Origin of the sequence: Kitasatospora sp. NPDC057936, assembly GCF_042887525.1 — a bacterium.
GTDB lineage: Bacteria > Actinomycetota > Actinomycetes > Streptomycetales > Streptomycetaceae > Kitasatospora.
Genome location: NZ_JBHVPD010000006.1, coordinates 124,189 through 148,778, shown reverse-complemented (window position 1 = coordinate 148,778; position 24,590 = coordinate 124,189). Strand labels below are relative to the sequence as shown.

Here is a 24,590-nt window from a genome sequence, read left to right as displayed (position 1 = left end):
ATCCCGGCAGGCTCCGGTCCGCATCTCAGCCCGCGGGCCGGACCACGGCGGCCGCGCCGCCGCCGCGCCGCACGGGTTCGGCCGCGGCCACCCAGCGGCCGTCCGGCAGCCGCTCGACGCCGGTCGCGGCCCCGATCTCGTCCACCGGGCTGAAGCGCTGCCCGAGCGCCTCCAGCCCGGACCGCTCGGGCAGCGCGAGGAAGCCCGGCTCGGCCTGGGTGGTGGCGGTGTTGCGCTGGCTGGCGCGCGGCGCGGCGATGGCCTGCTCCAGGCTCAGGCCGCGGTCGAGGCGGCCGAGGAGCACCTGGAGGGTGGTGGTGATGATGGTCGCGCCGCCGGGGCTGCCGGTGGCGAGCAGCGGCTCGCCGTCGCGCAGCACGACGGTCGGCGACATCGACGAGCGCGGCCGCTTGCCGGGCCCGGGCAGGTTGGGGTCGGGCACGCCGGCCGCGAGCGGGGCGAAGTCGAAGTCGGTCAGCTCGTTGTTGAGCAGGAAGCCGCGGCCGGGGACGGTGATGCCGCTGCCGCCGGTCTGCTCGATGGACAGGGTGTACGCGACGACGTTGCCCCAGCGGTCGGCCACGGTGAGGTGCGTGGTGTTCTGGCCCTCGTACGGCTCGGGGGCGGCCTGGCCGCCGTCCGCGCACTCGGCCGGGTCGTACGGGTCACCGGGGGCGAGCGGGCTGGTCAGGGCCTTGTCCGGGCTGATCAGGCAGGCCCGGGAGGCGGCGTAGTCGGGCGAGAGCAGTTCCTTCGTCGGCACGTCCGAGAAGCGCGGGTCGCCGAGCCAGCGGTTGCGGTCGGCGAAGGCGATCCGGGAGGCCTCCAGGAAGTGGTGGTAGTACTGCGTGCCGCTGTAGCCGGAGACGTCGCCGTTCTCCAGGATGCCGAGGGCCTCGCCGACGGTGGTGCCGCCGGAGCTGGACGGTGCGATCGAGTAGACGTCGTAGTCCCGGTAGGCGACGTGTGTCGGGGCCTGGCGGCGGACCGCGTAGGAGGCGAGGTCGGCGGCGTCGACCTTGCCGGGTCGGGCGTTGCGCCCGGAGGCGGGGTCGACCGGCGGGTGCTGGAGGGTGTTGACGACGTCCCGGCCGATGTCGCCCTGGTAGAACGCCTTGGTGCCGTCCTTGCCCAACTGCCGGTAGGTGGCGGCGAGATCGGGGTTGCGCAGGACGGAGCCGACCTCGGGGAGCTTGCCGCCGGGCAGGAACAGCCCGGCCGTCGCCGGGAAGTCCTTGAAGCGGCTGTAGTTGTCCTCGGTCATGCCGCGGAAGGTGGCGTTGACGACGAAGCCGTCGTCGGCGATCCGCTCGGCGGGCCGCAGGTTCTCGGCGAGCGAGCGCGAGCCCCACTGCCGTAGCGCGTCGTCCCAGGTGGCCGCGGTGCCGGGGACGCCGACCGACAGGCCGCTGGTGACGGCGTCGGGGAAGGCGAGCGGCTTTCCGCCCTCCAGGAAGAGCCCGGTGTCGGCGGTGCGGCCGGCGGTCTCGCGGCCGTCGATGGTGTGCACGCGGCCGGTGGCGTGGTCGTAGTAGACGAAGTACCCGCCGCCGCCGATCCCCGACGAGTACGGCTCGGTGACGCCGAGGGCCGCGGCGGCGGCGACGGCCGCGTCCACCGCGTTCCCGCCCTTGCGCAGCACCTCGATCCCGGCGGCGGTGGCCTCCGCGGACACCGTGGACACGGCCCCGCCCCACCCGACCGCCTCCGGCACGTGGGCCGGCGGCGCCACCGCCCCGGCCGGCCCGGCGGCGGACCACACCAGAGCACTCGCGAGCAACAACGGTGGCGCGAGGCGGGTCAGAGCCCTCATCCCATTCCTCCTGAGTCGGCGTCAACTCCGTTGTTTCACAGGAGGTGTGATCCCGACAACCACACGGCGGCGGCGAAGTGCGGCGACCGGCCCCGACCCCGGCCTCTGACGGCCGGGACCACTGGAAGGCCGAGGGCTGACCCTTCGGGAGTTTGCGGGCGGAGGGACGGCCGACGATCAACAGATAACAGATGACAGAAAACGAAATCTGTCATCTGTTATCTGTTCGCTGAAAGTTGTTCGCCGCCCCCCGCCCTACAGCGCGCTGCGCTCGACCCGGCGGCGCTTGATCGTGCGGAAGCGGCGGGCGACCTGGCGGGCGAGGTCGGCGGCGCCGACCAGGCCCGCCTCGTTGCCGAGGGCCGCGTGGACGATGACGGCCTCCGGGCGGAAGCCCCGGCCGGTGAGGGTGCGCCGGAAGGTGTCCCGGGCGGGGCCGAGCAGGAGGTCGCCCGCCTCGGAGACGCCGCCGCCGATGACGAACCGGCCCGGGTCGAGGGCCGCGGCCAGGTTGGCGATGCCGACGCCCAGCCAGGTGCCGACCTCGTAGAGCAACTCGGTCGCCGTCGGGTCGCCGGCCTGCGCGGCCTCGGTGACCAGCGGGCCGGTGATGCCCTCGACGGTCCCGCCCGCGAGGGCCAGCAGCGGCTGCACCACCGGCGACTCCTCGGCGATCAGCTCGCGCGCGTCGCGCACCAGCGCGTTGCCGGAGGAGTACTGCTCCCAGCAGCCCCGGTTGCCGCACGGGCAGCGGTGGCCGCCGGGCACCACCTGCATGTGCCCGAACTCGCCCGCGAGCCCGTACTTGCCGCGGTCGACGTAGCCGTCGCGCACGACGGCCCCGCCGATGCCGGTGCCCAGCGTGAGCATCACCATGTGGTCCTCGCCGCGCCCGGCACCGAAGCGCCACTCGGCCCAGGCCGCCGCGTTGGCATCGTTCTCGACGATCACCGGGAACCGCAGCCGCTCGCTGAGCGCCTGCTGGAGCGGCTCGTTGCGCCAGTTGAGGTGGGGGGCGAAGAGCACCTTGGAGCGGTCGGCGTCCACCCAGCCGGCCGCGCCGATGCCGACGGCGTGGACGTCGTGCCGGTCGGCGAGCTCCAGCACCAGTTCGACGATCACGTCCTCGACGACCTTGGGGCTCTTGCTCTTGTGCGGGGTGTCGGTGCGCAGCTTCTCCAGCACCTTGCCCTCGCCGTCCACGACGCCCGCGACGACCTTGGTGCCGCCGATGTCGATGCCGATGGTGGGCAGCCGCAGTATCCCGGCGGGCAGGGCGCGGCGGCGGCGTTCGGCGCGCGGGCCGAGGCCGAGCAGGGTGGGCAGGACGGCCGGCCGGGTGCTGCCTTGGGGGCTGTTCACGGCTTCGGACGCTCCTCACGGGTGTCGGAACGGGTGTCGGAACGGGTGGTCTCGGAACGGGGGGCGTCGGAACCGGTGGTGTCGGAACCGGTGATGTCGGTACGGGTGTCGTCAGGGCCGGACGCGCCGCGCGGGCCGCCGCCCGCGTTCGGCCGCGCCAGCTCGTGGGAGAGCTCGGCGAGGTCGGAGCCCCCGGCCATCTCGGTGGTGAGCTGTTCGAGCCCGATCGCGTCGCGCGGGTGGCTGCCGGCCATCCGGCCTCGCTTGAGCAGGGTGAAGTGGTCGCCGACCAGGTACGCGTGGTGCGGGTTGTGCGTGATCAGGACGACCCCGAGCCCGGCGTCGCGCGCCGCGGTGACGTACTTGAGCACGACGCCCGACTGCTTGACGCCCAGGGCGGCGGTGGGCTCGTCCAGGACGAGCACCTTGGCGCCGAAGTGGACGGCGCGGGCGATGGCCACGCACTGGCGCTGGCCGCCGGACAGGGTGCCGATCGGCCGGTCGACGTCGTGCAGGTCGATGCCCATCCGGGCGAGCGCCTCGCGGGTGGTGGCGCGCATGCCGTCGGCGTCGAGGCGCAGGCCGCCCCAGCGGCGCAGGCTGCGCTCGGAGCCGAGGAAGAAGTTGCGCCACACGGGCATCAGGGGGACGACGGCCAGGTCCTGGTAGACGGTGGCGATGCCGCGGTCGAGGGCCTGGCGCGGGGAGTCGAACCGGACCTCCTCGCCGCCGACGGTGTAGACGCCCTCGTCGTGCCGGTGCAGCCCCGCGATGATCTTGATCAGGGTGGACTTGCCCGCGCCGTTGTCGCCGAGCACGCAGCTGATCTCGCCGGCCCGCAGGGTCAGCGAGACGTCCTGCAGCGCCCGGACGGTGCCGTAGCTCTTTCCCACGCCGTCGAGCGCGAGCAGTTCGCCCTCGGAAGGAATCCCGGCAGTCATCGCGGCCCCCGCTCGGCCCGGCGCTTGACGAACGCGTTCAGCAGGGCGGCGAGCAACAGCATCGCGCCCAGGAAGAACTTGAACCAGTCCGGGTTCCACTGCGCGTACACGATCCCCTTGCTGGCCATGCCGAAGATCAGCGCGCCGAGCGCGGAGCCGGCCACCGAGCCGTAGCCGCCGGTGATCAGACAGCCGCCGATGACGGCCGCGACGATGTAGATCAGCTCGTTGCCGACGCCCTCGCCGGACTGGACGGTGTCGAAGGAGAACAGCAGGTGCTGGCCGAGCACCCAGGCGCCGAAGCCGACGCCGAGGTAGAGCACGGTCTTCGTCCGGGCGACGGGCACGCCGACCGCGCGGGCCGCGGCCGCGTCGCCGCCGACGGCGAAGATCCAGTTGCCGAAGCGGGTGCGCAGCAGCACCCAGCTGCCGACGGCGAGCATGCCGAGCCACCACCACACGGTGGCCTTGACCGTCAGCCCGCCGACGGTGACCTCGGAGGCGAACAGCCAGCGGCAGGAGGCGAAGCCCTGCATGTCGGAGATCGGCTTGGTCGACACGGTGCCGGAGACGAGCTTGGTGACGCCGAGGTTGGCGCCGGTCAGCATCAGGAAGGTGCCGAGCGTGACGATGAAGCTGGGCAGCCTGGTGCGCCCGAGCATCCAGCCGTTGAACCAGCCGACCGCGAGCGCGGCGGCGAGCGAGGCGACGACGCCGACCCAGGTGACGGCGGTGAACTGGTAGGAGATCATCGACGAGGTCAGCGCGGCGGTGGTGACCAGCACGCCGGCCGACAGGTCGAACTCGCCGCCGATCATCAGCAGGGAGACCGGCACCGCCATGATCCCGATGGTGGACGCGGCGTAGAGCACGGTGCCCAGCGAGGCGACCCGCAGAAAGGGTTCGGCGGCGGCCGCGAAGACCAGGAAGACGGCGCCGGCGGCGATCAGCGCCCCGAGCTCGGGGCGCGCCAGGAGGCGCCGCAGGGCCGCCGGACGGTCCTGGACGAGGAAGTCCGCCGCACTCGGCGGGAAGCTCGACGGAGAGCCGGACGGAGCGCCGGGCGTAGGGCCGGACGGAGGGCCGGACGGGCTGCTCAACGGGTCCCCCTCGCGACGTACTCGGCGAGCGCGTCCGCGTCGTTCTTCGTGAGGATCTGCGGGCCGGTCGCGACCGGCTTGCCGCCGCCGAGCATGTCCAGGTTGGACTTGTACAGCCACAGCAGGTCGACGCCCTCGTAGCCCTGGAGGTAGGGCTGCTGGTCGACGGCGAAGCCGACGCTGCCGGACTTCAGCCCGGCGACGACCTGGGTGCCGAGGTCGAAGGTGTCGAGCTCGACCTGGCGGCGGGCGTCCTGGACGGCCTGGAGGCCGGTGGCGGCCATCGGACCGGAGAGGGTGAGCACGGTGTCGATGGCCGGGTCGGCCTGGAGCTTGGCGGAGATCGCGGCCCGGGCGTCGGGCATGTTGACGCCGTCGACGTAGAGCACCTGGAAGGAGGCGCCGGGCAGGGCGGAGCCGGACTGGGCGCCGGAGCAGCGCTGCTCCTGGCCGACGTTGCCCTGCTCGTGGATGACGCACAGGACGGACTTGCGGCCGCGGGAGGCGAGCTCGGCGCCGGCGGCCTGGCCGGCCGTCGTCTCGGCCTGGCCGATGTGGGTGAGCGCGCCGAACTTCGCGGAGTACTCCTGGCCGGAGTTGATCGTGATCACGGGGATGCCGGCGGCCTTGGCCTTGGCGAGGACGGCGGCCATGGCGTCGCCCTTGGCGAGGGTGACGAGCAGGCCGTCGACCTTCTGGTCGATGGCGGCCTGGACGAGCTGGACCTGGTTCTGGGTCTGCGCGTCGTTGGAGTACAGGAAGGTGATGTTGTCCTTGGCGGCGGCCTGCTCGGCGCCCTTGCGCACGCTGTCCCAGAAGGCGTCGCCGGGCCCGGCGTGGGTCACCATGGCGACCTTCCACCGCGGGGTGGTGACGGCGCTGCCGCCGGCGGCCGCGGCCTTGGCGCGGGCCTCCTCGGCGCGTCTGCCTCCGGTACTGCTGCAGCCGGCCACGGCGACCGCGACCGCGAGGACGGCGAGGACGGGCTGGAACCGGCGGGACGGGCGAAAGCGGGTTGTGCTCATCCCACGATTCTCTCCGTAACCGCGGTACGGGCTCGCACCGCCTCGCCCGGCGGCCGGGGCGGGGCGGACGGTAAGGTGCCTCGGGGCACCTTCCTGAGCGTCGGCTGGACACCTCGTCCGGCGGACGGCCGTCCGGGTGGCAGACTAGACGCCGATCCGAAAGCGGAACATCACAGAAACGTGATGTTCCTCTCAGGTTCCGCACAGATTCGGACGGCAACCGATCCCGGGTTCAACGCCGTCCCTTGCCATTGGAGTGCGCGCGGGCGAGTGGGGCCCGAGCGGCTTGCGATCCGGATAACGAGAACTGATGCAACTGACAGGTACGCCCTTCTTCATCCTCACGGTCGTCCTCGTGCCGGTGTCGATCGCGGTCGCGCTGTTCTTCTGGGGCAAGGTGCGCGGACCCGAACCGGTCAAGGTGCTCTCGCGGCTGGTCATGATCGTGTTCTGCCAGATCACGGCCGTGCTGACGGTCTTCGTGATGGTGAACAACGCGAACCTGATCTACGGCAGCTGGGACGACCTGCTCGGCACCGGCGACCACGTCCGCGCGGTGCCCGCCGTACCGAAGGACGACGCGGCCGGCGCGGCCAAGTCGGGCGGGGACGCCAAGCCCCCGGCGAAGGTGCTCCAGCAGTTCGGCGGCGTGAACGACCCGGCGGTGCCCGGCGACGTCAAGAAGACCGAGCTCAAGGGCCAGGTGTCCGGCGTCGACGGCGAGGTGCTGGTCTGGACGCCGCCGCAGTACGACGACCCGGCGTACAAGGACAAGAAGTTCCCGGTCGTCGAGCTGATCCCGGGCTACCCGGGCTCGTCCTCCACCTGGTACGGCACCCTCAAGGTGTCCGAGCAGCTCAAGCCGCTCATGCAGCAGGGCAAGGTCGCCCCGTTCATCCTGGTCTCGCCGCGCACCCTGCTCCTCGGCAACCACCAGGACGCCGGCTGCACCGACATCCCCGGCAAGGTCAACGCCGACGCGTGGGTCACCCGGGACGTGCCGCAGATGATCATGGACAACTTCCGGGCCGACCCCTCCCCCGATCGCTGGGCGATCGCCGGCTACTCGGCCGGCGCGCACTGCGCCGCCAAGCTCTCGCTCGCGCACCCGAACCGCTACCGGGCCGGCATCAGCCTCTCCGGCTACAACGACCCGGCCCAGGAGTCGGACTCGCTGGTCGGCAAGAACCCGCAGCTGCGCGAGGCCAACAACCCGGTCAACATCCTGAAGACCGCCCAGACCCCGCCGAAGGTCTCGCTCTTCATCAGCGGCGCCAAGGGCGACGGCTTCGAGGACGCCCAGGCACTGGCCGCCGCGGCCAAGGCCCCCACCACCATCCAGGTGCAGGAGACCACCGGCCCGCACACCACCGACCTGTGGAAGCGCATGGTGCCGAATGTCTTCGAGTGGCTGACCGGGATCATCCCCGCGCAGTAACGATCACCCGAACGACGAAGGGGCCCGCCGCGAACGTACGCGGCGGGCCCCTTCGTCATGTCGTCCCGGCGTCAGGCCAGTTCGAGGGCCAGGTAGAAGTCCACCCGGTCCTCCAGGCGCGAGAGGTCCCGGCCCGTCAGCTCCTCGATGCGGCCGATCCGGTAGCGCAGCGTGTTGACGTGGACGTGCAGCTGCCCGGCGCAGCGCGTCCAGGAGCCGTCCGAGCGCAGGAACGCCTCCAGGGTGCGCACGAGGTCCGCCTGGTGCTCGATGTCGTAGCCGATCACCTTGTCCAGCAGGCGGCTGCGGAACGCGCGGCGCACCTCGTCGGGGACGGCGGCCAGCAGGAGCACGTGCGAGGCGAGCTCCTCGGGGCCGGCCACGCACACCCGGCCGACCCGGGCGGCGGCGATCCGGCGGGCGTGCCGGGCCTCCTCCAGGGCGCCGCGCAGGCCGCCGGCCTCGGAGGCGGGGGCGGAGACGCCGAGGGTGATGCGGCCCTCGGAGCCGAGGCCGGCCTCCAGCGGGGCGAGCAGTTCGCGCAGCGTGTCGGCGGGCACGGCGGCCTCCAGCACGGGCATCACGACGACCGCGCCGGTGCCGGCCCCGGCGACCAGCGCGCGGTCGGTGGTGCCGCCGAGCGCCTCCTCCAGGACGGCCCGCACCATGCCCTCGGGCAGGCCGGTGCCGTCGGCGCTGAGCACCAGCCAGGAGCCCTCCGGGGCCTGCGGCTTGGGCTCGGCGTTCTCGTACCGGGCGGCCATCGCCGAGGAGGCGTACAGGGTGCGGCTGATCTCGGCCGGGTCGGCGTCGCGGCGCAGCCGGTCGAGCAGTTCGTCGGCCAGGCGGCGGCGCAGCCGGCGGCCCTCGTCGCGGCGCTGGCGCTCGGCGGCGACGAGGCGGGCGAGGTTCTCGGCGAGCTGCTGGCGCTTGGTGGTCCATTCGGTGACGTCGCCGGCCACGGCGAGCACCCAGTCGGCGAGCGGCGCCTCGTGCTCGGCGTCGGCGGTGGCCGGGGCGGGCAGCAGCGAGTACGCGCCGGTGGCGAGGCGGGCCCGGTGCGGGGGGCGGCGGCGCTGGCGCTGGGCGGCGAGGTGGGCGCGCACCAGCTGGTCGCGGTCCTCGGCGGACAGGCGGTCGGCGGGCCCGGCGATCACGGCGCCGGTCGGGGTGAGCACCCAGCAGTCGAGGTCGAGGTCGCCGCCGAGCAGGTCCAGGACGGCGTCCAGGCCGCCGCCGCCGGCCGCCGAGACGAGCAGCCGGTGGCGGTCGACGAGGGCGGCGAGGTCGGCGGCGCGGTCGGCGGAGACCTGCCGGCCGACGAACTCGGTGACCGTTCCGAAGGCGATGTCGTCGGGGACGGCGAGCAGGGGCATCCGGTGCCGGCGACAGGCGTCGACGAGGTCCTCGGGCACCGGGCCGACCTCGGCCTCGCCGGCCGCGAGGGCGACGGCGCCGCCGGCCGCGATGGTGCGCACGAAGCGCTCCGAGTCGGCCGGGCCGGTGCGCCAGAGCATGCCGGTGAGCACCAGCTCGCCGCCGTGCAGGTAGCGCCCGGGGTCGTGCAGGTCCGTGGTCATGACACCGCTGACCTGCCGGTCCAGCTCGTCCTCGGCCGCGAGCAGGCGCAGTCGCGGGGCGCCGGGGGCGAGCAGGTCACGGACACGCATCCGCAGACTCCTAACGGGCTGGATCGGTGGGGGTGAGGGGCCCGAACGCGCTGCCGGGGGTGACAGTGTGCCCGAACATCCGTGCTTGGCGTTACGTCCGTCCGGGACGGCGGGTCACGGGCCCGTAGCTCCCGAATCACGGCCGGATTACGGTCGTAGGTAGCGCCTGGTGATTAGCTGGACTGCGACGTTGTCCTCCTTAGAGGAACGTACAGGATGCCGGGCGGGACCACAGCCGGGGCTTCATGCCATCGGTGACTGCCAGTGGGCCCCGTCACAGCGGTTCACTGGCCACACGCCGCCGGACACAGCCCGGTGACCGGGATCCGACGCCGAGGCGACGACACGGTGGGCAGGTCCCGAACACCGGGTTCCGGGCACCCAGCCCACCCGTCCGGCCGGCGACGACTTGAGGAGACACCCGCATGGAGTTCCTTCGGCCCGCTACCTGGGACGAGGCACTCGCGGCGAAGGCTGAGTACCCGACCGCGCTGCCCATCTCGGGCGGTACGGACGTCATGGTCGAGATGAACTTCGACGTGCACCGGCCATCCGCGATTCTCGACCTGAACCGCATCACCGAGCTCACCGAATGGTCCAACGACGGCAACGTCGTGCGGCTCGGCGCCTCGGTCCCCTACGCCCGGATCATCGACGAGCTGTCCGGTCCGCTGCCCGGCCTCGCGCTGGCGGCCCACACCGTCGGCTCGCCGCAGATCCGCAACCGGGGCGGTGTCGGGGGCAACCTCGGCGGCGCCTCCCCGGCCGGTGACGCGCACCCCGCGCTGCTGGCGGCCGGGCGGGACGTGTTCGTCGAAGCGGCCTCCGTGCGCGGCACCCGGATGATCCCGATCGACGAGTTCTACGTCGGCGTGAAGCGCAACAGCCTGGCGGCCGACGAGCTGATCCGGGCCGTGCACATCCCGGTCGCCGACGGCCCCCAGCAGTTCTCGAAGATCGGCACCCGCAACGCGATGGTCATCGCGGTGTGCGCCTTCGGCTTCGCCCTGCACCCCAGGAACGGCACCGTCGGCACCGGCATCGGCTCGGCCGCCCCCACTCCGCGCCGCGCCGTCGAGGCCGAGGAGTACCTCCAGGGCGTCCTCGCCGAGCGCGGCCTCTGGGAGTCCGGCGGCCTGCTGGGCACCGAGGTGATCCAGCGCTTCGGCGAGCTGGTGAAGGCCGCGGCCTCCCCCATCGACGACGTCCGGGGCACCGCCGAGTACCGGCGCCACTCCCTGGCCGTGATGGCCCGCCGCACCCTCACCTGGTGTTGGAACGACTACAGCAAGCAGATCAGGAGCGCGGCATGAGGGTCACTTTCACCGCCAACGGCAAGCCGGTCGAGGCCGACGACGTGTGGGAGGGCGAGAGCCTCCTGTACGTGCTGCGCGAGCGGGTCGGCCTGCCCGGCTCCAAGAACGCCTGCGAGCAGGGCGAGTGCGGCTCCTGCACCGTCTACCTCGACGGCGTGCCGGTCTGCTCCTGCCTGGTCGCGGCCGGCCAGGTGCAGGACCGCGAGGTCCGCACGGTCGAGGGCCTGGCCGACGAGAACGGCGAGCTCGGCCTCGTCCAGCAGGCGTTCATCGACGCCGGCGCCGTCCAGTGCGGCTTCTGCACCCCCGGCCTGCTGGTGCAGACCGACGCCCTGTTGGAGCGCGACGAGCAGCCCAGCGACAACGACATCCGCGAGGCGCTGTCGGGCAACCTGTGCCGTTGCACCGGCTACGAGAAGATCATGGACGCGGTGCGGCTCGCCTCCGCCCGCAAGTGCGCCGGTAAGGGGACTGCGGAATGAGCACGCGCACGATCCAGGGGCAGAAGAACCTCCAGAACATCGACCAGGCGTCCAAGGACGGCATCGGCGGCTCGCCGCTGCGCCCGGACGGCAACCTGAAGGTCAAGGGCGAGTTCGCCTACTCGTCCGACATGTGGCACGAGGACATGCTGTGGGGTATGGCGCTGCGCTCGCCGCACCCCCGGGCCAACATCCTCGGCGTCGACATCTCCGAGGCGCTCAAGGTGCCCGGCGTGTACGCCGTCCTCACCCACCAGGACATCCCGGGCTCGAAGTTCTACGGCCTGGAGATCCAGGACCAGCCGGCCCTCGCGATCGACAAGGTCCGCTACCACGGCGAGGCGATCGCGCTGGTCGCGGCCGACCACCCGGAGACGGCCCGCCGCGCGGTGAAGAAGATCAAGGTCGAGTACGAGGTGCTCACCCCGATCGTCACCGAGGAGCAGTGCCTGGACCCGGAGACCCACGGCTACGTGCACGAGCCGCACGAGTTCAAGTCGCACGGCTACGGCAACATCTGCCACGAGCAGAAGCTGGTCTCCGGCCTCGGCGTCACCGACGAGGTCCGCGCGCTCGCGGACGTCATCGTCAGCGGCGACTACGAGGTCGGCATGCAGGACCAGGCCTTCCTCGGCCCGGAGTCCGGCCTCGCCGTGCCCGCCGAGGACGGCGGCATCGACCTGTACATCGCCACCCAGTGGCTGCACGTCGACCGCGAGCAGATGGCCCCGGTGCTGGACCTGCCCGAGGAGAAGGTCCGGCTCACCCTCGCCGGTGTCGGCGGCGCCTTCGGCGGCCGCGAGGACATCTCGATGCAGATCCACGCGTGCCTGCTGGCGCAGCACACCGGCAAGCCCGTCAAGATCGTCTACGCTCGCGACGAGTCCTTCTACGGCCACGTGCACCGCCACCCGGCGAAGATGCACTACGAGCACGGTGTCACCCGCGACGGCAAGCTCGTCTTCGCCGACTGCCGGATCGTGCTGGACGGCGGTGCCTACGCCTCCGCCTCCCCCGCCGTCGTCGGCAACGCGGCCTCGCTCGGCCACGGCCCGTACGTGATCCCGAACGTCAAGATGCACGCCATCGCGCTCTACAGCAACAACCCGTCCTGCGGGGCGATGCGCGGCTTCGGCGCGGTGCAGGCCGCGTTCGGCTACGAGACGCAGATGGACCGGATCGCCGCCGAACTGGGCATGGACCCGGTCGAGTTCCGCCAGCTCAACGCCATGGCCGAGGGCGACTTCATGCCCACCGGCCAGCAGATCGACTCGCCGGCCCCGGTGGCCGACCTGCTCCAGCGGGTCAAGGACATGCCGCTGCCCCCGCCGCTGGACACCGCCCACCTGGACGTGCGCCAGCTGCCCGGCGCGCTGTCCAACACCTCGCACGGCGAGGGCATCGTGCGCGGCGTCGGCTACTCCGTCGGCATCAAGAACGTCGGCTTCTCCGAGGGCTTCGACGACTACTCCACCGCCCGGGTGCGCCTGGAGGTGATCGGCGGCGAGCCGGTCGCCATGGTGCACACCGCGATGGCGGAGGTCGGCCAGGGCGGCGTCACCGTGCACGCCCAGATCGCCCGCACCGAGCTCGGCGTCGAGCTCGTCACCATCCACCCGGCCAACACCGAGGTGGGGTCGGCCGGTTCGACCTCCGCGTCGCGCCAGACCTACATGACCGGCGGCGCCGTCAAGCTCGCCGCCGAGGCGGTCAAGCGCGCGCTGATCGACAAGGGCCGCCGCCGCTACGGCTGGCTGCACGACGACATCACCCTCGTCGGCGGCAAGGTCGTCTCCGAGGGCGCGGGCCCGCTGGTCTCCATGGTCGACCTGCTCGGCGACGAGGCCATCGACCTCACCCGCGAGCACCACCACCGCCCGACCCAGGCGTTCGACAAGGAGACCGGACAGGGCTTCGGCCACGTCCAGTACACCTTCTGCGCCAACCGCGCGGTCGTCGACGTCGACGTCGAGCTCGGCCTGGTCAAGGTGGTCGAGCTGACCGCCGTCCAGGACGTCGGCAAGGCGCTCAACCCGCTCTCCGTGGTCGGCCAGATCCAGGGCGGCTGCACCCAGGCGCTCGGCCTCGCCGTCATGGAGGAGATCATCGTCCGGGACGGGAAGGTGCGCAACGCCTCCTTCACGGACTACCTGATCCCCACCATCCTCGACACCCCGCCGATCCCGGTCGAGATCCTCGAACTGCCCGACCCCAACGCCCCCTACGGGCTGCGCGGCGTCGGCGAGGCCCCGACCGTCTCGGCCACCCCGTCGATCGTGGCGGCCATCCGCAACGCCACCGGCCTCGCGCTCAAGCGGATCCCGGTCCGCCCCGAGCACCTGACCACCGAACAGCCCGGCTGACCCCGGCCGTTCACCGGACGTCCCCGGGGCGGCGACCGTCTTCCCCGCCGCCCCGGGGCAGCACCACCCGGCACCACCAGCACCAACCCCCACCTCGCAGTTGAGGCGACTCCCATGCACCACAAGCCGATACGCGAACGCACTGTCCCGCTGCCTCTCCCACGCCGGGGTTCTGCAGCGGTGCGCACCACCTACGCACCGCCGGCACAGCCACAGAGTGCGCCCAGTGAGTCGATTAGTCCCCCTGCGCCGGATTCGTTGCCTGGCAGTCAGGTCGGCTCGCCCACCCCAACCCCCTTTGAACCTTGGGAGTGGACATGACCCGGATCCCCACGGAACCCGGCACCACCGAAGACAGACCCGCCGAGGACGACACCCCCACGTCGGTCCCGGCAGCACGGCCGAACAGCGCGCTCGACGCGTACTTCAAGATCTCGGCCCGGGGATCGACGCTCGCCAACGAACTACGCGGTGGTCTCACCACCTTCATGGCGATGGCGTACATCATCCTGCTCAACCCGCTCATCCTGAGCGGCGCGGACGTCACCGGCGTGAAGCTCGACCACGCGGCGCTGACCACCGCGACGGCCCTCGCGGCCGCCGTCACCACGATCCTCATGGGCGTGGTCGGCAATGTGCCGCTGGCCCTCGCCGCCGGGCTCTCCGTCTCCGGCGCGGTCTCCGCCCTGGTCGTCCCGCACACCACGTGGCCGCAGGCCATGGGCCTGTGCGTGATCTACGGCCTGCTGATCGTCCTGCTGGTCGTCTCCGGCCTGCGCGAGAAGATCATGAACGGCATACCCCTGCCGCTCAAGCACGCGATCACCATCGGCATCGGCCTGTTCGTCACCATCATCGGCCTCTACAAGGCCGGCTTCGTGCACACCGGCGGCCCCACCCCGCTGTCGCTGGGCCCCTTCGGCGAGCTCTCCGGCTGGCCCGTCCTGATCTTCTGCCTCACCCTGCTGACGATCTTCGTGCTGATGGCGCGCAACGTGCGCGGCGCGATCCTGATCGGCATCGCCGGCGGCACCGTGGTCGCCATCGTCGTCAACAAGCTGGCCCACGTGCCGGCCAAGGCCTGGGCGAACTCCGTCCCGGTGTGGCCCGGCAGCCCGGTCGCCGCACCCGACTTCAGCCTCTTCGGCCACGTCGACCTCTTCGGCGCCTTCGGCGGCAAGGGCATGGGGGCGATCAGCGCCTCCGTCGCGGTCTTCACCCTCGTGCTCGCCGGCTTCTTCGACGCGATGGCCACCATCATCGGCGTCGGCACCGAAGCGGGCCTGGCCGACAAGCAGGGCCGCATGCCGGGCCTGTCCAAGGCCCTGTTCATCGACGGCGCCGGCGGCGCGGTCGGCGGCCTGGCCGGCGCCTCCGGCCAGACGGTCTTCGTCGAGTCCGCCACCGGCGTCGGCGACGGCGCCCGCACCGGACTCGCCTCCACCGTCACCGGCGGCCTGTTCGCCCTGATGCTGTTCTTCTCCCCGCTGGCCGGCATCGTCCCGGTCGAGGTCGCCTCCGCCGCGCTCGTCGTCATCGGCTCGATGATGCTCAGCCAGGCCCGGCACATCGACTGGTCCGACCGCGAGGTCGCCATCCCGGCCTTCCTCACCTGCGTCCTGATGCCGTTCACCTACAGCATCACCGCGGGCGTGGCCGCCGGTGTCATCTCGTACACGGTCATCAAGGCCGGTCAGGGCAAGTGGCGCGAGCCCGGCGTCCTGATGTGGATCCTCACCGGCGTGTTCGTCGTGTACTTCGCGCTCTCGCCGATCAAGTCCTGGCTGGGCGTGCACTAGCCGCGGCGCGCGGGCGGCCAACTGCGGCACGGTGACCGCTCGCACACCAACGCCGCCGTACGGGATCGTTTCCCGTACGGCGGCGCCCCCGCTACTGTCGAAACGTGTAAGGAGCCTCCCGACATGCAGGACATCGCCGACCAGCTGCAGGCCTGGCACGCGTCCGGGCGCTCCTTCGCCGTGGCCACCGTCGTCGGCGTCTCCGGCAGCGCGCCCCGCGACCCCGGCGCCGCCCTCGCCGTCGACGCGGACGGCGAGGCGATCGGCAGCGTCTCCGGCGGCTGCGTCGAGGGCGCCGTGTACGAGCTGTGCCAGAGCGCGATCGCGAGCGGCGAACCCGTCCTCGAACGCTTCGGCTACAGCGACGAGGACGCCTTCGCCGTCGGCCTGACCTGCGGCGGGATCCTCGACGTGTTCGTCCAGCCGGTCGTGCCCGGGGCCGACCCCGGCCTCGACGCCGGCATCGCCCACATCGCCGCCGGCACGCCCGTCGCGCTCGCCCGGATCATCGCCGGACCCGGCGGACTCGTCGGCGCGACGCTCGCCGTCACCGCCGACGGCGCGACCGGGGCACTGTCCCCGGCCCCCTCGACGGTCGGCGGGCTCCAGCGGGCCATCGTCGCCGAGGCCCGCGCCATGCTCGACGCCGGACGCACCGGCCGGATCGTCCTCGGCCTCGACGGCCGCCCCTGCGACGAGCACGACCAGGGCACCGTGACCTGCTTCGTCGAGTCCTACGTGCCCGCGCCGCGGATGATCGTCTTCGGCGCCATCGACTTCGCCGCCGCCGTCGTGCGGATCGGCCGCTTCCTCGGCTACCACGTCACCGTCTGCGACGCCCGGCCCGTCTTCGCCACCGCCCGGCGCTTCCCCGACGCCGACGAGGTCGTCGTCGACTGGCCCCACCGCTACCTCGACTCCCAGCTCGACCGGATCGACGGGCGCACCGTGCTCTGCGTCCTCACCCACGACGCCAAGTTCGACATCCCCCTCCTGGAGCGCGCCCTGCGGCTGCCCGTCGGCTACGTCGGCGCGATGGGCTCCCGCCGCACCCACCGCGACCGCAACGCCCGGCTGCGCGAGGTCGGCCTCACCGACGCCGAGATCGCCCGGCTGCGCTCCCCCATCGGCCTCGACCTCGGCGCCCGCACCCCCGAGGAGACCGCCGTCTCGGTCGCCGCCGAGATCATCGCCCACCGGCGCGGCGGCAGCTGCCTCCCGCTCAGCGCCGGCAGCGGGCCGATCCACCACGACGTGGCGGCGGCGGAACCCGCGGACAGCCAGGCACCGCGCACGCACGCCGCCTGACGGGCGAGGGCGGCTCGCCGGCCGACGCCGACGGGCGCCGGCTGACGGACCGGCTCAGCGCACGACGCGGTAGGCCTCGAAGACCTGCGGCGGGTCGGCCGGGATGCCGACGTCCTGGAGGATCGGCCGCAGCACCTCGGCGAAGCGGTCGAACGCCTCGCGGCTCTCCCACACGTCGGTGACGTGCCAGCCGGTCGCCGTCGGACCGGCCACGTGCGACACGATGCCCGCGACGGGCAGGTCGGACGGCAGGTTGAAGCCGGTGGTGCTGCCGGTCAGGGCCTTGATCACCCCGTCGTACTGGGCCTGGGTCACACCGGGGATGTCGAAGGTCACAACGATCGCCATAGCGGGCTCCTTCTCGGCTGGGCAGTGGCCCAACCAGTGCAGCCCGCCACGCCCGCCGCGGCCACCCACCGGCCGCCACGCGGGTGACGTTGCGGCCCCTGGTGGCCGGCGCGAGGCTGGAGTTGCGGACTCACCCCGAGCCCGGGCAAGGAGCACCTGCCATGCGCGTCCTGCTGGACATCGAAATCGACACCGCGACCACGAACAAGCTGATCGCCGACGGCACGGTCGGCGAGAGGTTCGAACGGATCATGGCCGCCCTCAAGCCCGAAGCGGCCTACTTCTTCAACCGCAACGGCCACCGCGCCCAGATCATCGTGGTCGACGTCCCGGACGAGGCCGCCCTGCCGTCCATCTGCGAACCGTTCTGGCTGGAGTTCAACGCGACCGTGCAGACCCACATCTGCATGAACCCCGAGGACCTGCGCGAGGGGCTGTCGCGGCTGGGGCGCTAGCGGCCGGCGGCCGGCCCGGTCCGCTCAGTCGGACAGCGCGAGCTTCAGCCCGAACCCCACCACCACCGTGCCCGTCACCCGGTCCATCAGCCGGCGCGCCGACGGACGGCGCAGCCAGCCGCGCACCACCTGCGCGAAGCCCACCAGGACCGCCGACCACAGCCCGCCCTCCACGACGTGGACGCAGGTCAGCGCCACCCCGGCGGCGAAGTGCGGCGCCCCCGACGGGATGAACTGCGGAAGCACGGCGACGTAGAACACCCCGACCTTCGGGTTCAGCAGGTTGGTCAGCGCACCCCGCCGCCACCCGTACCGGAACCCGCCCCGCGCCGGCGCCTCCTCCTCCGCGGCCTGCACCCCGCGGCTGCGCAGCATCCCGACGCCCATCCACACCAGGTACGCGGCCCCGCCCCAGCGCAGCACCTCGTACGCCACCTGCGAGGCGGTCAGCAGCGCCGTGACCCCGGCCGACGTGAGCGTCCCCCAGACCAGCGTCCCCGTCTGGATGCCGAGCACGACCCCCCACGCCTGCCGCCGCCCCGCCAGCGCGGACGTCCGCAGCACGAGCGCGGTGTCCAGTCCGGGCGTGAGCGTCAACAACCCCACGACGAGGGCGAAGGACCACAGGGCAGTCGTCATCTCCATGGGCCGCCATGGTACGGACGAACCACGACGGCTTGCGCGGGTACCCTGCACACATGGCAGACCAGCACGCCGCCGCCGGCACCGCCGACCTCGCCGCCCGGTCGCAGCGCACCTGGGACGAACCCTTCTTCACTGCCGTCCATCGCCCGGTCGGGACTGCGACCACAGACGACGTCTGGGCCGACACAGCCGTGGCGTATGCGCGCGCCAGGCAAGAGCGCGAACGGACACGGGAATCGAGCAGGACGTAAACCCTCCGTCACCCGCGATCCTCCGCCGCACTGGCAGGACCAGGCCGCGATGTGCGGTGCGCACCCACTGTCGCAGACCCGTACCGGCCTCAGGTCACGTTCAGGCGGGCGGCCAGGCGCAGGAGGGCGGGGCTGAGGCGGCTGAGGAGGCGGGCGGCCTTGGCCTCGGGGGTGACGGGGACGACGGGCTTCTTCGTGCGGACGGCCTGGAGGATCGCGGCGGCCACCTTCTCCGGCGGGAAGCCGCGGCGGGCGTAGAGCCGGGCGGCGCGGGCCTGCTTGGCGGCCTGCTCGTCGGCGGTGGTGGCGGAGAAGGTCGAGGTGCGGGTGATGTTGGTGTTCACGATGCCGGGGCAGATCGTGGAGACCCCGATGTCGTGGGACGCGAGGTCGGCGCGCAGGCAGTCGGAGAGCATGAACACCGCGGCCTTGCTGGTCGCGTACGCGGTGAGCGCCTTGGACGGCAGGTAGGCGGCGGCCGAGGAGACGTTGACGATGTGGCCGCCCTCGCCGCGCTCGGCCATCAGGGCCGCGAAGGCGCGGCAGCCGTGGATGACACCCCACAGGTTGACGTCCAGCACGCGCCGCCACTCCTGCTCGGTGGTCTGCAGGAACGTCCCGGAGTGGCCGATGCCCGCGTTGTTGACCACGACGTCGGGCACGCCGTGCTCGGCGGCCACGGCCTTCGCGAAGGCGTCCACCGCGGCGCCGTCGGCGACGTCCACCCGGTAGGCGTGGGCCTGCGGGCCGATGAGGGAGGCCAGTTCGGCGGTGCGCTCGGCCGCGGCGAGGTCGAGGTCGCACACCACCACCCGGGCGCCGTCCTCGGCGAAGGCGAGCGCGGTGGCCCGGCCGATGCCGCTGCCGCCGCCGGTGACGACGACCAGCGGGCCGTCGCCCTTCGCCGGACGCCCGTCGCCCGCCTCCGCCTTCGCCGTGAACTCGCGGACCATACCGGCCACGTGCGCTCCCTTCTCCAGCAGCGCCGACCAGTGGCCGGCCCGCAGCGTCCGTCGGGTGAGGTTCGGGGCCCAGCGCTCCAGGCCCTCGGAGAGGTAGGTGCCGACGTAGCGGTCCCGGGTGAGGGTCACCAGCTGGACCGGCACCTCGGTCGGCCGCTCGCGCGGACTGCCCAGCGCGGAGCGGAAGTTGGCCCGGTACAGCTCGATGCCGCGCACCGCGTCCCGGCGCAGGCCCGGCTGCGGGTGGCCCGGGCGGGGGGTGACGTGCTCCAGGTCGCGCAGCACCCGCGGCCACGCGCGGGCGAGGCCGAGGCGCCACACGCCCGGGCCGAGGAACGGCAGGTGGAACGCGGTGATGTACCAGGAGTGCAGGCCCTGGTGGAGCAGCTGCCCGAGGTGGCGCGGGGTGGGGCGGCGCAGCCGGTGGCGCAGCCAGTACCCCATGTGGTCGAGGCAGGGCCCGGACATCGTCGTGTAGGACGCGATCCGGGCCTCCGCGCCGGGCGAGGTGACGGCCTCCCAGGACTGGACCGAGCCCCAGTCGTGGGCGACGACGTGCACCGGGCGCCCGGGGCTGACCGCGTCGGCGACCGCGAACAGGTCGTCGGCGAGCTGCTCCAGGCGGTAGCCGTCGCGGGTCGCGGGGGCGCCGGAAGCGCCGGCGCCGCGGACGTCGTAGCGCACCACGTGGTGGTCGCGGGCGAGGTCGTCGGCGACGTCGTCCCAGACGGCGTGGGTGTCGGGGTAGCCGTGCACGAGGAGGACGGTGGGGGCGTCCGGGTCGCCCTGCTCGTAGACGGCGAGCGGCAGGCCGCCGGAGCGGACGGTCCGGCGGGTCTTCGGGCTCTCGCTCATCGGGCTCTCGCTCATCGGGCGGTCTCCAGGGCGGTGGGCTCGGGCGTGGGCTCGGAGGTGGGGTCGGACGTGGGCGCGGACTGGAACGTGGGCCCGGACGTCCAGCGGCGGACGTGCGGCAGGTCGTCGTCGAGCCAGTAGGCGTCGTCCTCGGTGACGACCAGCAGCTCCTCGAACTTGATGCCCACGCCCCGGAAGGCGATGTGCGGCTCCACCGCCCACAGCCCCGGGGTGGGCGCGTGCCGCGACGAGCGGCCGTCCGCCCACAGCGGCGAACGGCCGTGCAGGCGCTCGGAGACCAGCTCGCGGCCGAGGGTCTGCAGGGTGCGCACGCCGAAGCCGAAGACGGTGACCCCGGCCGGGCCGCGCGCGGTCGTCCTCGTCACCTGGTGGCCGATCACCCGGCCAGGGTAGACCCGGTGGCGGTTGTCGTAGCCGTGCTCGGCGAGCTGCGCGTCCACGGCCGCGTACACCTCGGCCAGCGGGCGGCGGGCCCGCACCTCGGCCAGGATCAGCTCCCGGTAGACCCGCAGGTCGGCCGCGAGGCGGTCCCAGACCGGGTTCTCCCCGACCTTGCCGCCGTAGCCGATGTCCGCCGTGTAGCCGTCGACGATCGGCGCGCAGTCGAGGACGTACGGCATGCCCTCCTCCAGGCGGCGGTTGCCCGCGAAGAACTGCAGCGGGGTGCGGAAGTGCCGGAACGCCGTCCGGTCGCCGAACCACGCGAACGGGACGTGGAAGAAATCCTGCACGCCGGCCGCCACCAGGCGCCGGCGCAGCTCGGCGGTGGCCTGCCGCTCGGTGACGCCCGCCTCGATCCAGGCGGCGACCTCCTCGGCGCAGTCGTAGGCGAGCTGCTGCGTCTCGCGGAACCGGGCGAGGTCGCGCTCGTCGTACGGGAAGGACGGGGTCGGTTTCGCCGTCGGGGGCAGCTTCGCCGTCGGGGGCATCGGGGCTCCTTCTGCAGGTCGAGCACGCTCGTGGGGGGCGCCTGGGGGTCAGGGGTCCGGCTAGAGGTCCAGGACGAGGGTCTCGCCCTCGGCGGCCCGGGAGACGCAGGGCAGCAGGGCGCCGGCGGCCCGCTGCTCGGGGGTGAGGCGGCGGTCCCGGTGCTCGGGGCCGCCGGCCAGCACGCGGACCTCGCAGGTGCCGCAGAAACCCTGGTGGCACGAGTACGGGAGGTCCGGCCGGGCCTCGCGCAGCACGTCCAGGGCGGACCGGTCGGCCGGCACGTCGAGCGCCGGACCGTCCGCACCGAGCCGCACCGTGAAGGGCTTGCCGCCGGTGATCGGGGCGGCCCCGAAGCGCTCGAAGTGCAGGGCCCCGGCCGGGGAGGAGTCCAGCGCCCGCTGGACGGAGGCCAGCATCGGGGCCGGCCCGCAGCAGTAGACGGCCGCGCCGCGCGGGGCGTGCGCGAGCAGCTCGTCGCCCGTCGGGACGCCGCCGTGCTCGTCGTCGGTGCGCAGCACAACCCGGCGCGGGTCGAGGGCGCGCAGCTCGTCCGCGTACGGGAGGGTGTCGGCACTGCGGCCGACCTGGACGAGCCGCCAGTCGAGGCCGTGGCGCTGCGCCTCGCGGGCCATGGGGAGGAGGGGGGTGATGCCGATGCCGCCGGCGAGGAGGAGGACGGTGGGCTCGGCGCAGAACGCGAAGCCGTTGCGGGGGCGGCGGGCGGTGAGGCGGGTGCCGCGGTGGAGGGTGTCGTGGATCTCGGCGGACCCTCCGCCGCCTCCGGGGAGCCGGCGGACGGCGATCCGGTAGGTGGCGGGGTCGGCGGGGTCGCCGCTGAGGGAGTAGTGGCGCTCGCGGCCGGAGGGCAGGGCGAGCCGCAGGTGGGCGCCGGGCTGCCAGCCGGGCAGCGGGCCGCCGGAGGGGTCGGCCAGCGTCAACTCGACGACGTCGGTGGCGAGTTCGCGGCGGGCGGCGACGACCAGTTGCAGCAGCGGGGTGGGCCGGCTGAGCGGGCGGCGGGGGTTGCGGCGCAGCAGCGGGCCGCCGAGGGCCGGGGAGTAGCGGTCGCCGAAGGCGGTCAGCCGCCGCATGAAGCCGTCGGCGCCGGGGCGGCCGTAGAGGTCGGGGGGCGGGTTGAGCAGGTCCATCCGGCGGGGTCCTTGGCGTCGGTGCGGGCGGGGGCGGGCGGGCGCGCGCGGGGGGCGGCTGGTGGCTCGTGGCGGGCAACCGCCGACGGCTGACGGCTGACAACTTTCAGATTTCAGATAACAGATAACGTTTTCTGTTATTTGTTATCTGAAATCTGTCGGCCGTCACCTGTCAGCCACCCCCGTCACCCGCTCCCCGCCACCGCCACCGCCGCGGCGCGGGCGGCCGGGGAGGTCGCGAGGTAGCCGAGGGCCTGGCTGGAGGAGCCCTCCTGGGTCGGGTGGTAGCCGGGCTTGAGGTAGCGCAGGCCCGAGCGGATCGAGTTGACCGGGTCGGGCAGCAGCCCGCGCTTGGCGATCCGGCCGGCCTCGCGCCAGGTGGGCTTGATCCGCCCGTCCAGGGTGGGGTCGGCGGCGAGCATGAACCGGGCGCCGCGCACCCACAGGTGCACCAGCAGCGGCCCGGAGACGGCCATCCCGCGGATCCGGCGCAGGTAGCCCGGGTCGAGGTGGACCATCAGGTCGTAGGCCACACTGCGGTGTTCGACCTCCTCGGCGCCGTGCCAGCGCAGCAGGTCGAGCATCGTCGGGTCGGCCTTGGCGCGGTCCAGGCCGGGCGAGTTGAGCACCCAGTTGCCGAGGAAGGCGGTGAAGTGCTCGATGGCCGCGATGAACGCGACCCGCTCGATGATGTTCTCGCGCCGCCGGGCGGGCGACAGGCCGGGCTTGTCGCCGAGCACGCGCCGGAACAGCCAGGCGATCTGCCGCACGTACGGACGCGGGTCGAGCCCCTGCCCGAGGAGGTGGTCGAGGACCTCCTGGTGCGCCTCCGCATGGATGGCCTCCTGGCCGATGAACCCGAGCACCTCCTCGCGCAGTTGCTCGTCCCGGATCAGCGGCAGCGCCTCCTTGAACACCTTGACGAACCAGCGCTCCCCCTCGGGCAGCAGCAGGTGCAGCACGTTGATGACGTGGGTGGCCATCGGCTCGTCGGGGATCCAGTGCAGCGGGAGGGCGGCCCAGTCGAAGCGGACGTCCCGGGGCTCCAGGACGAGGCTCTCGTGCACGCGGGCCGCAGGGGCGGCGAGGGCGGGAACGGGGGTGGATCGGGGCATGGCGGGCCCTCCTGACCTGGGGGCGGCGGCTCGGGGCGGCGGCTCGACTCAGGGAAACGTACTCGCGGGTAGCGACGGGGACAAGGGTTTCGGCGGCTCTTATCGACATCGAGTCTAATAAGTGATGTGCGCCGGAGAACGCCCCGGGAAACGCGCGGAGCCCCACCGGTTCTCCGGTGGGGCTCCGTCGAACGGACCGCGGCGCTCAGACCGCCATCGCCAGCATCACCGGCGCCGCCCGGGCCGCGAGCAGTTCGGCCGCCGCCCTGAGCCGGTGCACGTTGTCCACCGGCATCGACATCGCCAGGCAGCCGACCGTGCTGCCCGCCGTCACCGGGACGGCCGCGCACACCGTGCCGAGCGCGTACTCCTGAATGTCCAGCACCGGGACGGTGGCCGGCTGCCGCTCCAGACGGTGCATCAGCTGGTCGGCGTCGGTGACGGTGCGGGAGGTGAGCCGGGCGACCGGGTGGCGGGAGAGGTGGTCGCGCCGGCCGTCCGAGTCGAGCTGGCTGAGCAGGCACTTGCCGATCGCGCTCGCGTGCGCGGTGGCCCGGAAGTCCACCCACTCGTGCACCGGCGGGGCGTACTCGGACGAGGAGACCGCCTCGACCGTCAGCTCCCCGTCGTGGTAGCGGCCGAAGTACACGGCGGCGCCCAGCTCGTCGCGGATCTCGGCGAGCTTGCGGTTGAGCCGGGCGCGGACGAGCTGCTCCCGGTTGTGCTGGCCGAGCAGCGCGAAGGTGCCGCCGAGCACCCAGCCGCCGTCCTGGCACTGGAGGTAGCCCTCGATCTCCAGGATCTCCGCGAGCCGGCGCACGGTGGGCAGCCCGAGCGAGGTCTCCCGGGCGAGGGCGACCAGGGTGGCGCCGTCGGAGTGCCGGTCGACGGCTTCCAGCAGTCTGAGGGCGTGCTGCAGGGAGGTGAACGGACCGGGCAGTCCCTGGTCCAGCGCGGCGTGACGACCCGGGGCTGGTGTCGACATGTCGTCCCCTTCCGATGTCCCCCACGGAGCGACCGCGGGCGTCCTCCAGCCTATCGACCCGAAGGCTCCGGCAACTGCTCTCCGTGAATATTCCGTGCAGCTCCGTATTCACGGATTTGCCGGGCGGCGCACGGAGGCACGCGGGGGCGGAAAACGCCGCGACGGGCCCTCCCCCACTGCCCAGGGGGAAGGCCCGTCGTGCGGCCGCCGGGGTGCGGGCCCCGGCGGCCGGTGAGGGTGGAGGAGGAGCGGAGGGGG

General features: G+C 73.0%; 21 protein-coding genes. 8 read left to right on the top strand and 13 right to left on the bottom strand.

Going from position 1 to position 24,590, the window contains the following annotated elements; genetic code table 11:
* Positions 1–25: 25 nt before the first annotated feature.
* From ggt to ACFVU9_RS05530, 5 genes are all read right to left on the bottom strand, one after another.
* Positions 26–1,813 carry a gamma-glutamyltransferase gene (ggt, locus tag ACFVU9_RS05550; RefSeq protein ID WP_380489435.1) on the bottom strand — a complete coding sequence of 596 codons (1,788 nt, stop codon included), beginning with the start codon at positions 1,811–1,813 and terminating at the stop codon, positions 26–28.
* A 255-nt stretch (positions 1,814–2,068) separates the two neighbouring features.
* Positions 2,069–3,175 carry an ROK family glucokinase gene (locus ACFVU9_RS05545; protein WP_380437863.1) on the bottom strand — a complete coding sequence of 369 codons (1,107 nt, stop codon included), beginning with the start codon at positions 3,173–3,175 and terminating at the stop codon, positions 2,069–2,071.
* Positions 3,172–4,116, bottom strand: a complete 945-nt coding sequence (locus ACFVU9_RS05540; protein WP_387590189.1) for an ATP-binding cassette domain-containing protein — start codon at positions 4,114–4,116, stop codon at positions 3,172–3,174. The genes ACFVU9_RS05545 and ACFVU9_RS05540 overlap by 4 nt, the downstream gene beginning before the upstream one ends.
* Positions 4,113–5,216 (bottom strand): ABC transporter permease, encoded by a 1,104-nt coding sequence (locus tag ACFVU9_RS05535; RefSeq protein ID WP_387590186.1) that lies wholly within the window; start codon positions 5,214–5,216, stop codon positions 4,113–4,115. Before ACFVU9_RS05535 ends, ACFVU9_RS05540 begins: the two co-directional genes overlap by 4 nt.
* The gene (locus ACFVU9_RS05530; RefSeq protein ID WP_387590183.1) at positions 5,213–6,241 is read right to left on the bottom strand and encodes a substrate-binding domain-containing protein; all 1,029 of its coding nucleotides are present in this window, start codon (positions 6,239–6,241) and stop codon (positions 5,213–5,215) included. Before ACFVU9_RS05530 ends, ACFVU9_RS05535 begins: the two co-directional genes overlap by 4 nt.
* A 310-nt stretch (positions 6,242–6,551) precedes the next feature.
* On the opposite strand from ACFVU9_RS05530, the gene ACFVU9_RS05525 reads away from it, so the two are divergent.
* Positions 6,552–7,679 carry an alpha/beta hydrolase gene (locus tag ACFVU9_RS05525; protein WP_380437857.1) on the top strand — a complete coding sequence of 376 codons (1,128 nt, stop codon included), beginning with the start codon at positions 6,552–6,554 and terminating at the stop codon, positions 7,677–7,679.
* Between the two features lie 71 nt (positions 7,680–7,750).
* On the opposite strand, the gene ACFVU9_RS05520 is transcribed toward ACFVU9_RS05525, so the two are convergent.
* Positions 7,751–9,349: a PucR family transcriptional regulator gene (locus ACFVU9_RS05520; RefSeq protein ID WP_380437855.1), complete on the bottom strand. Its 1,599-nt coding sequence runs from the start codon at positions 9,347–9,349 to the stop codon at positions 7,751–7,753.
* Positions 9,350–9,774: 425 nt separating this feature from the next.
* Between ACFVU9_RS05520 and ACFVU9_RS05515 the strand changes: the two genes are divergently transcribed.
* From ACFVU9_RS05515 to ACFVU9_RS05495, 5 genes are all read left to right on the top strand, one after another.
* Positions 9,775–10,662, top strand: coding sequence for an FAD binding domain-containing protein (locus ACFVU9_RS05515; RefSeq protein ID WP_380489444.1), 888 nt, complete (start codon positions 9,775–9,777; stop codon positions 10,660–10,662).
* Positions 10,659–11,147 (top strand): (2Fe-2S)-binding protein, encoded by a 489-nt coding sequence (locus ACFVU9_RS05510; RefSeq protein WP_380437851.1) that lies wholly within the window; start codon positions 10,659–10,661, stop codon positions 11,145–11,147. Before ACFVU9_RS05515 ends, ACFVU9_RS05510 begins: the two co-directional genes overlap by 4 nt.
* Positions 11,144–13,510 (top strand): xanthine dehydrogenase subunit D, encoded by a 2,367-nt coding sequence (pucD, locus tag ACFVU9_RS05505; RefSeq protein ID WP_380437849.1) that lies wholly within the window; start codon positions 11,144–11,146, stop codon positions 13,508–13,510. The genes ACFVU9_RS05510 and pucD overlap by 4 nt, the downstream gene beginning before the upstream one ends.
* A gap of 317 nt (positions 13,511–13,827) precedes the next feature.
* Positions 13,828–15,309 carry an NCS2 family permease gene (locus tag ACFVU9_RS05500; protein WP_380437847.1) on the top strand — a complete coding sequence of 494 codons (1,482 nt, stop codon included), beginning with the start codon at positions 13,828–13,830 and terminating at the stop codon, positions 15,307–15,309.
* 123 nt (positions 15,310–15,432) lie between these two features.
* Positions 15,433–16,617, top strand: a complete 1,185-nt coding sequence (locus ACFVU9_RS05495) for an XdhC family protein (protein WP_380489449.1) — start codon at positions 15,433–15,435, stop codon at positions 16,615–16,617.
* Positions 16,618–16,671: 54 nt separating this feature from the next.
* Here ACFVU9_RS05495 and ACFVU9_RS05490 read toward each other — a convergent pair whose 3' ends face one another.
* Positions 16,672–16,965: a hypothetical protein gene (locus ACFVU9_RS05490; RefSeq protein ID WP_380437843.1), complete on the bottom strand. Its 294-nt coding sequence runs from the start codon at positions 16,963–16,965 to the stop codon at positions 16,672–16,674.
* A gap of 161 nt (positions 16,966–17,126) precedes the next feature.
* Between ACFVU9_RS05490 and ACFVU9_RS05485 the strand changes: the two genes are divergently transcribed.
* Complete coding sequence (locus ACFVU9_RS05485) at positions 17,127–17,420, top strand: hypothetical protein (RefSeq protein WP_387590175.1); 294 nt, start codon at positions 17,127–17,129, stop codon at positions 17,418–17,420.
* 24 nt (positions 17,421–17,444) lie between these two features.
* Here the strand turns inward: ACFVU9_RS05485 and ACFVU9_RS05480 are convergent, their stop codons facing one another.
* Positions 17,445–18,065, bottom strand: coding sequence for a LysE family translocator (locus tag ACFVU9_RS05480; RefSeq protein WP_380437839.1), 621 nt, complete (start codon positions 18,063–18,065; stop codon positions 17,445–17,447).
* A gap of 53 nt (positions 18,066–18,118) precedes the next feature.
* Here ACFVU9_RS05480 and ACFVU9_RS05475 point away from each other — a divergent pair, with 53 nt between their 5' ends.
* The gene (locus ACFVU9_RS05475; RefSeq protein WP_387590172.1) at positions 18,119–18,316 is read left to right on the top strand and encodes a hypothetical protein; all 198 of its coding nucleotides are present in this window, start codon (positions 18,119–18,121) and stop codon (positions 18,314–18,316) included.
* Between the two features lie 89 nt (positions 18,317–18,405).
* Here ACFVU9_RS05475 and ACFVU9_RS05470 read toward each other — a convergent pair whose 3' ends face one another.
* The 5 genes from ACFVU9_RS05470 to ACFVU9_RS05450 form a co-directional block, all read right to left on the bottom strand.
* Positions 18,406–20,148 carry an SDR family oxidoreductase gene (locus ACFVU9_RS05470; RefSeq protein ID WP_387590169.1) on the bottom strand — a complete coding sequence of 581 codons (1,743 nt, stop codon included), beginning with the start codon at positions 20,146–20,148 and terminating at the stop codon, positions 18,406–18,408.
* Positions 20,145–21,083, bottom strand: coding sequence for a M24 family metallopeptidase (locus tag ACFVU9_RS05465; protein WP_387590167.1), 939 nt, complete (start codon positions 21,081–21,083; stop codon positions 20,145–20,147). Before ACFVU9_RS05465 ends, ACFVU9_RS05470 begins: the two co-directional genes overlap by 4 nt.
* 60 nt (positions 21,084–21,143) lie before the next feature.
* Positions 21,144–22,232, bottom strand: coding sequence for a PDR/VanB family oxidoreductase (locus tag ACFVU9_RS05460; protein ID WP_380499839.1), 1,089 nt, complete (start codon positions 22,230–22,232; stop codon positions 21,144–21,146).
* A 185-nt stretch (positions 22,233–22,417) separates the two neighbouring features.
* Entirely contained in the window at positions 22,418–23,347 is a 930-nt protein-coding gene (locus tag ACFVU9_RS05455; protein WP_387590164.1) for a metal-dependent hydrolase, read from the bottom strand.
* A gap of 205 nt (positions 23,348–23,552) precedes the next feature.
* A complete protein-coding gene (locus tag ACFVU9_RS05450; RefSeq protein ID WP_380437830.1) occupies positions 23,553–24,332 on the bottom strand; it encodes an IclR family transcriptional regulator in 780 nt (259 codons plus the stop codon).
* Between the last annotated feature and the right edge of the window lie 258 nt (positions 24,333–24,590).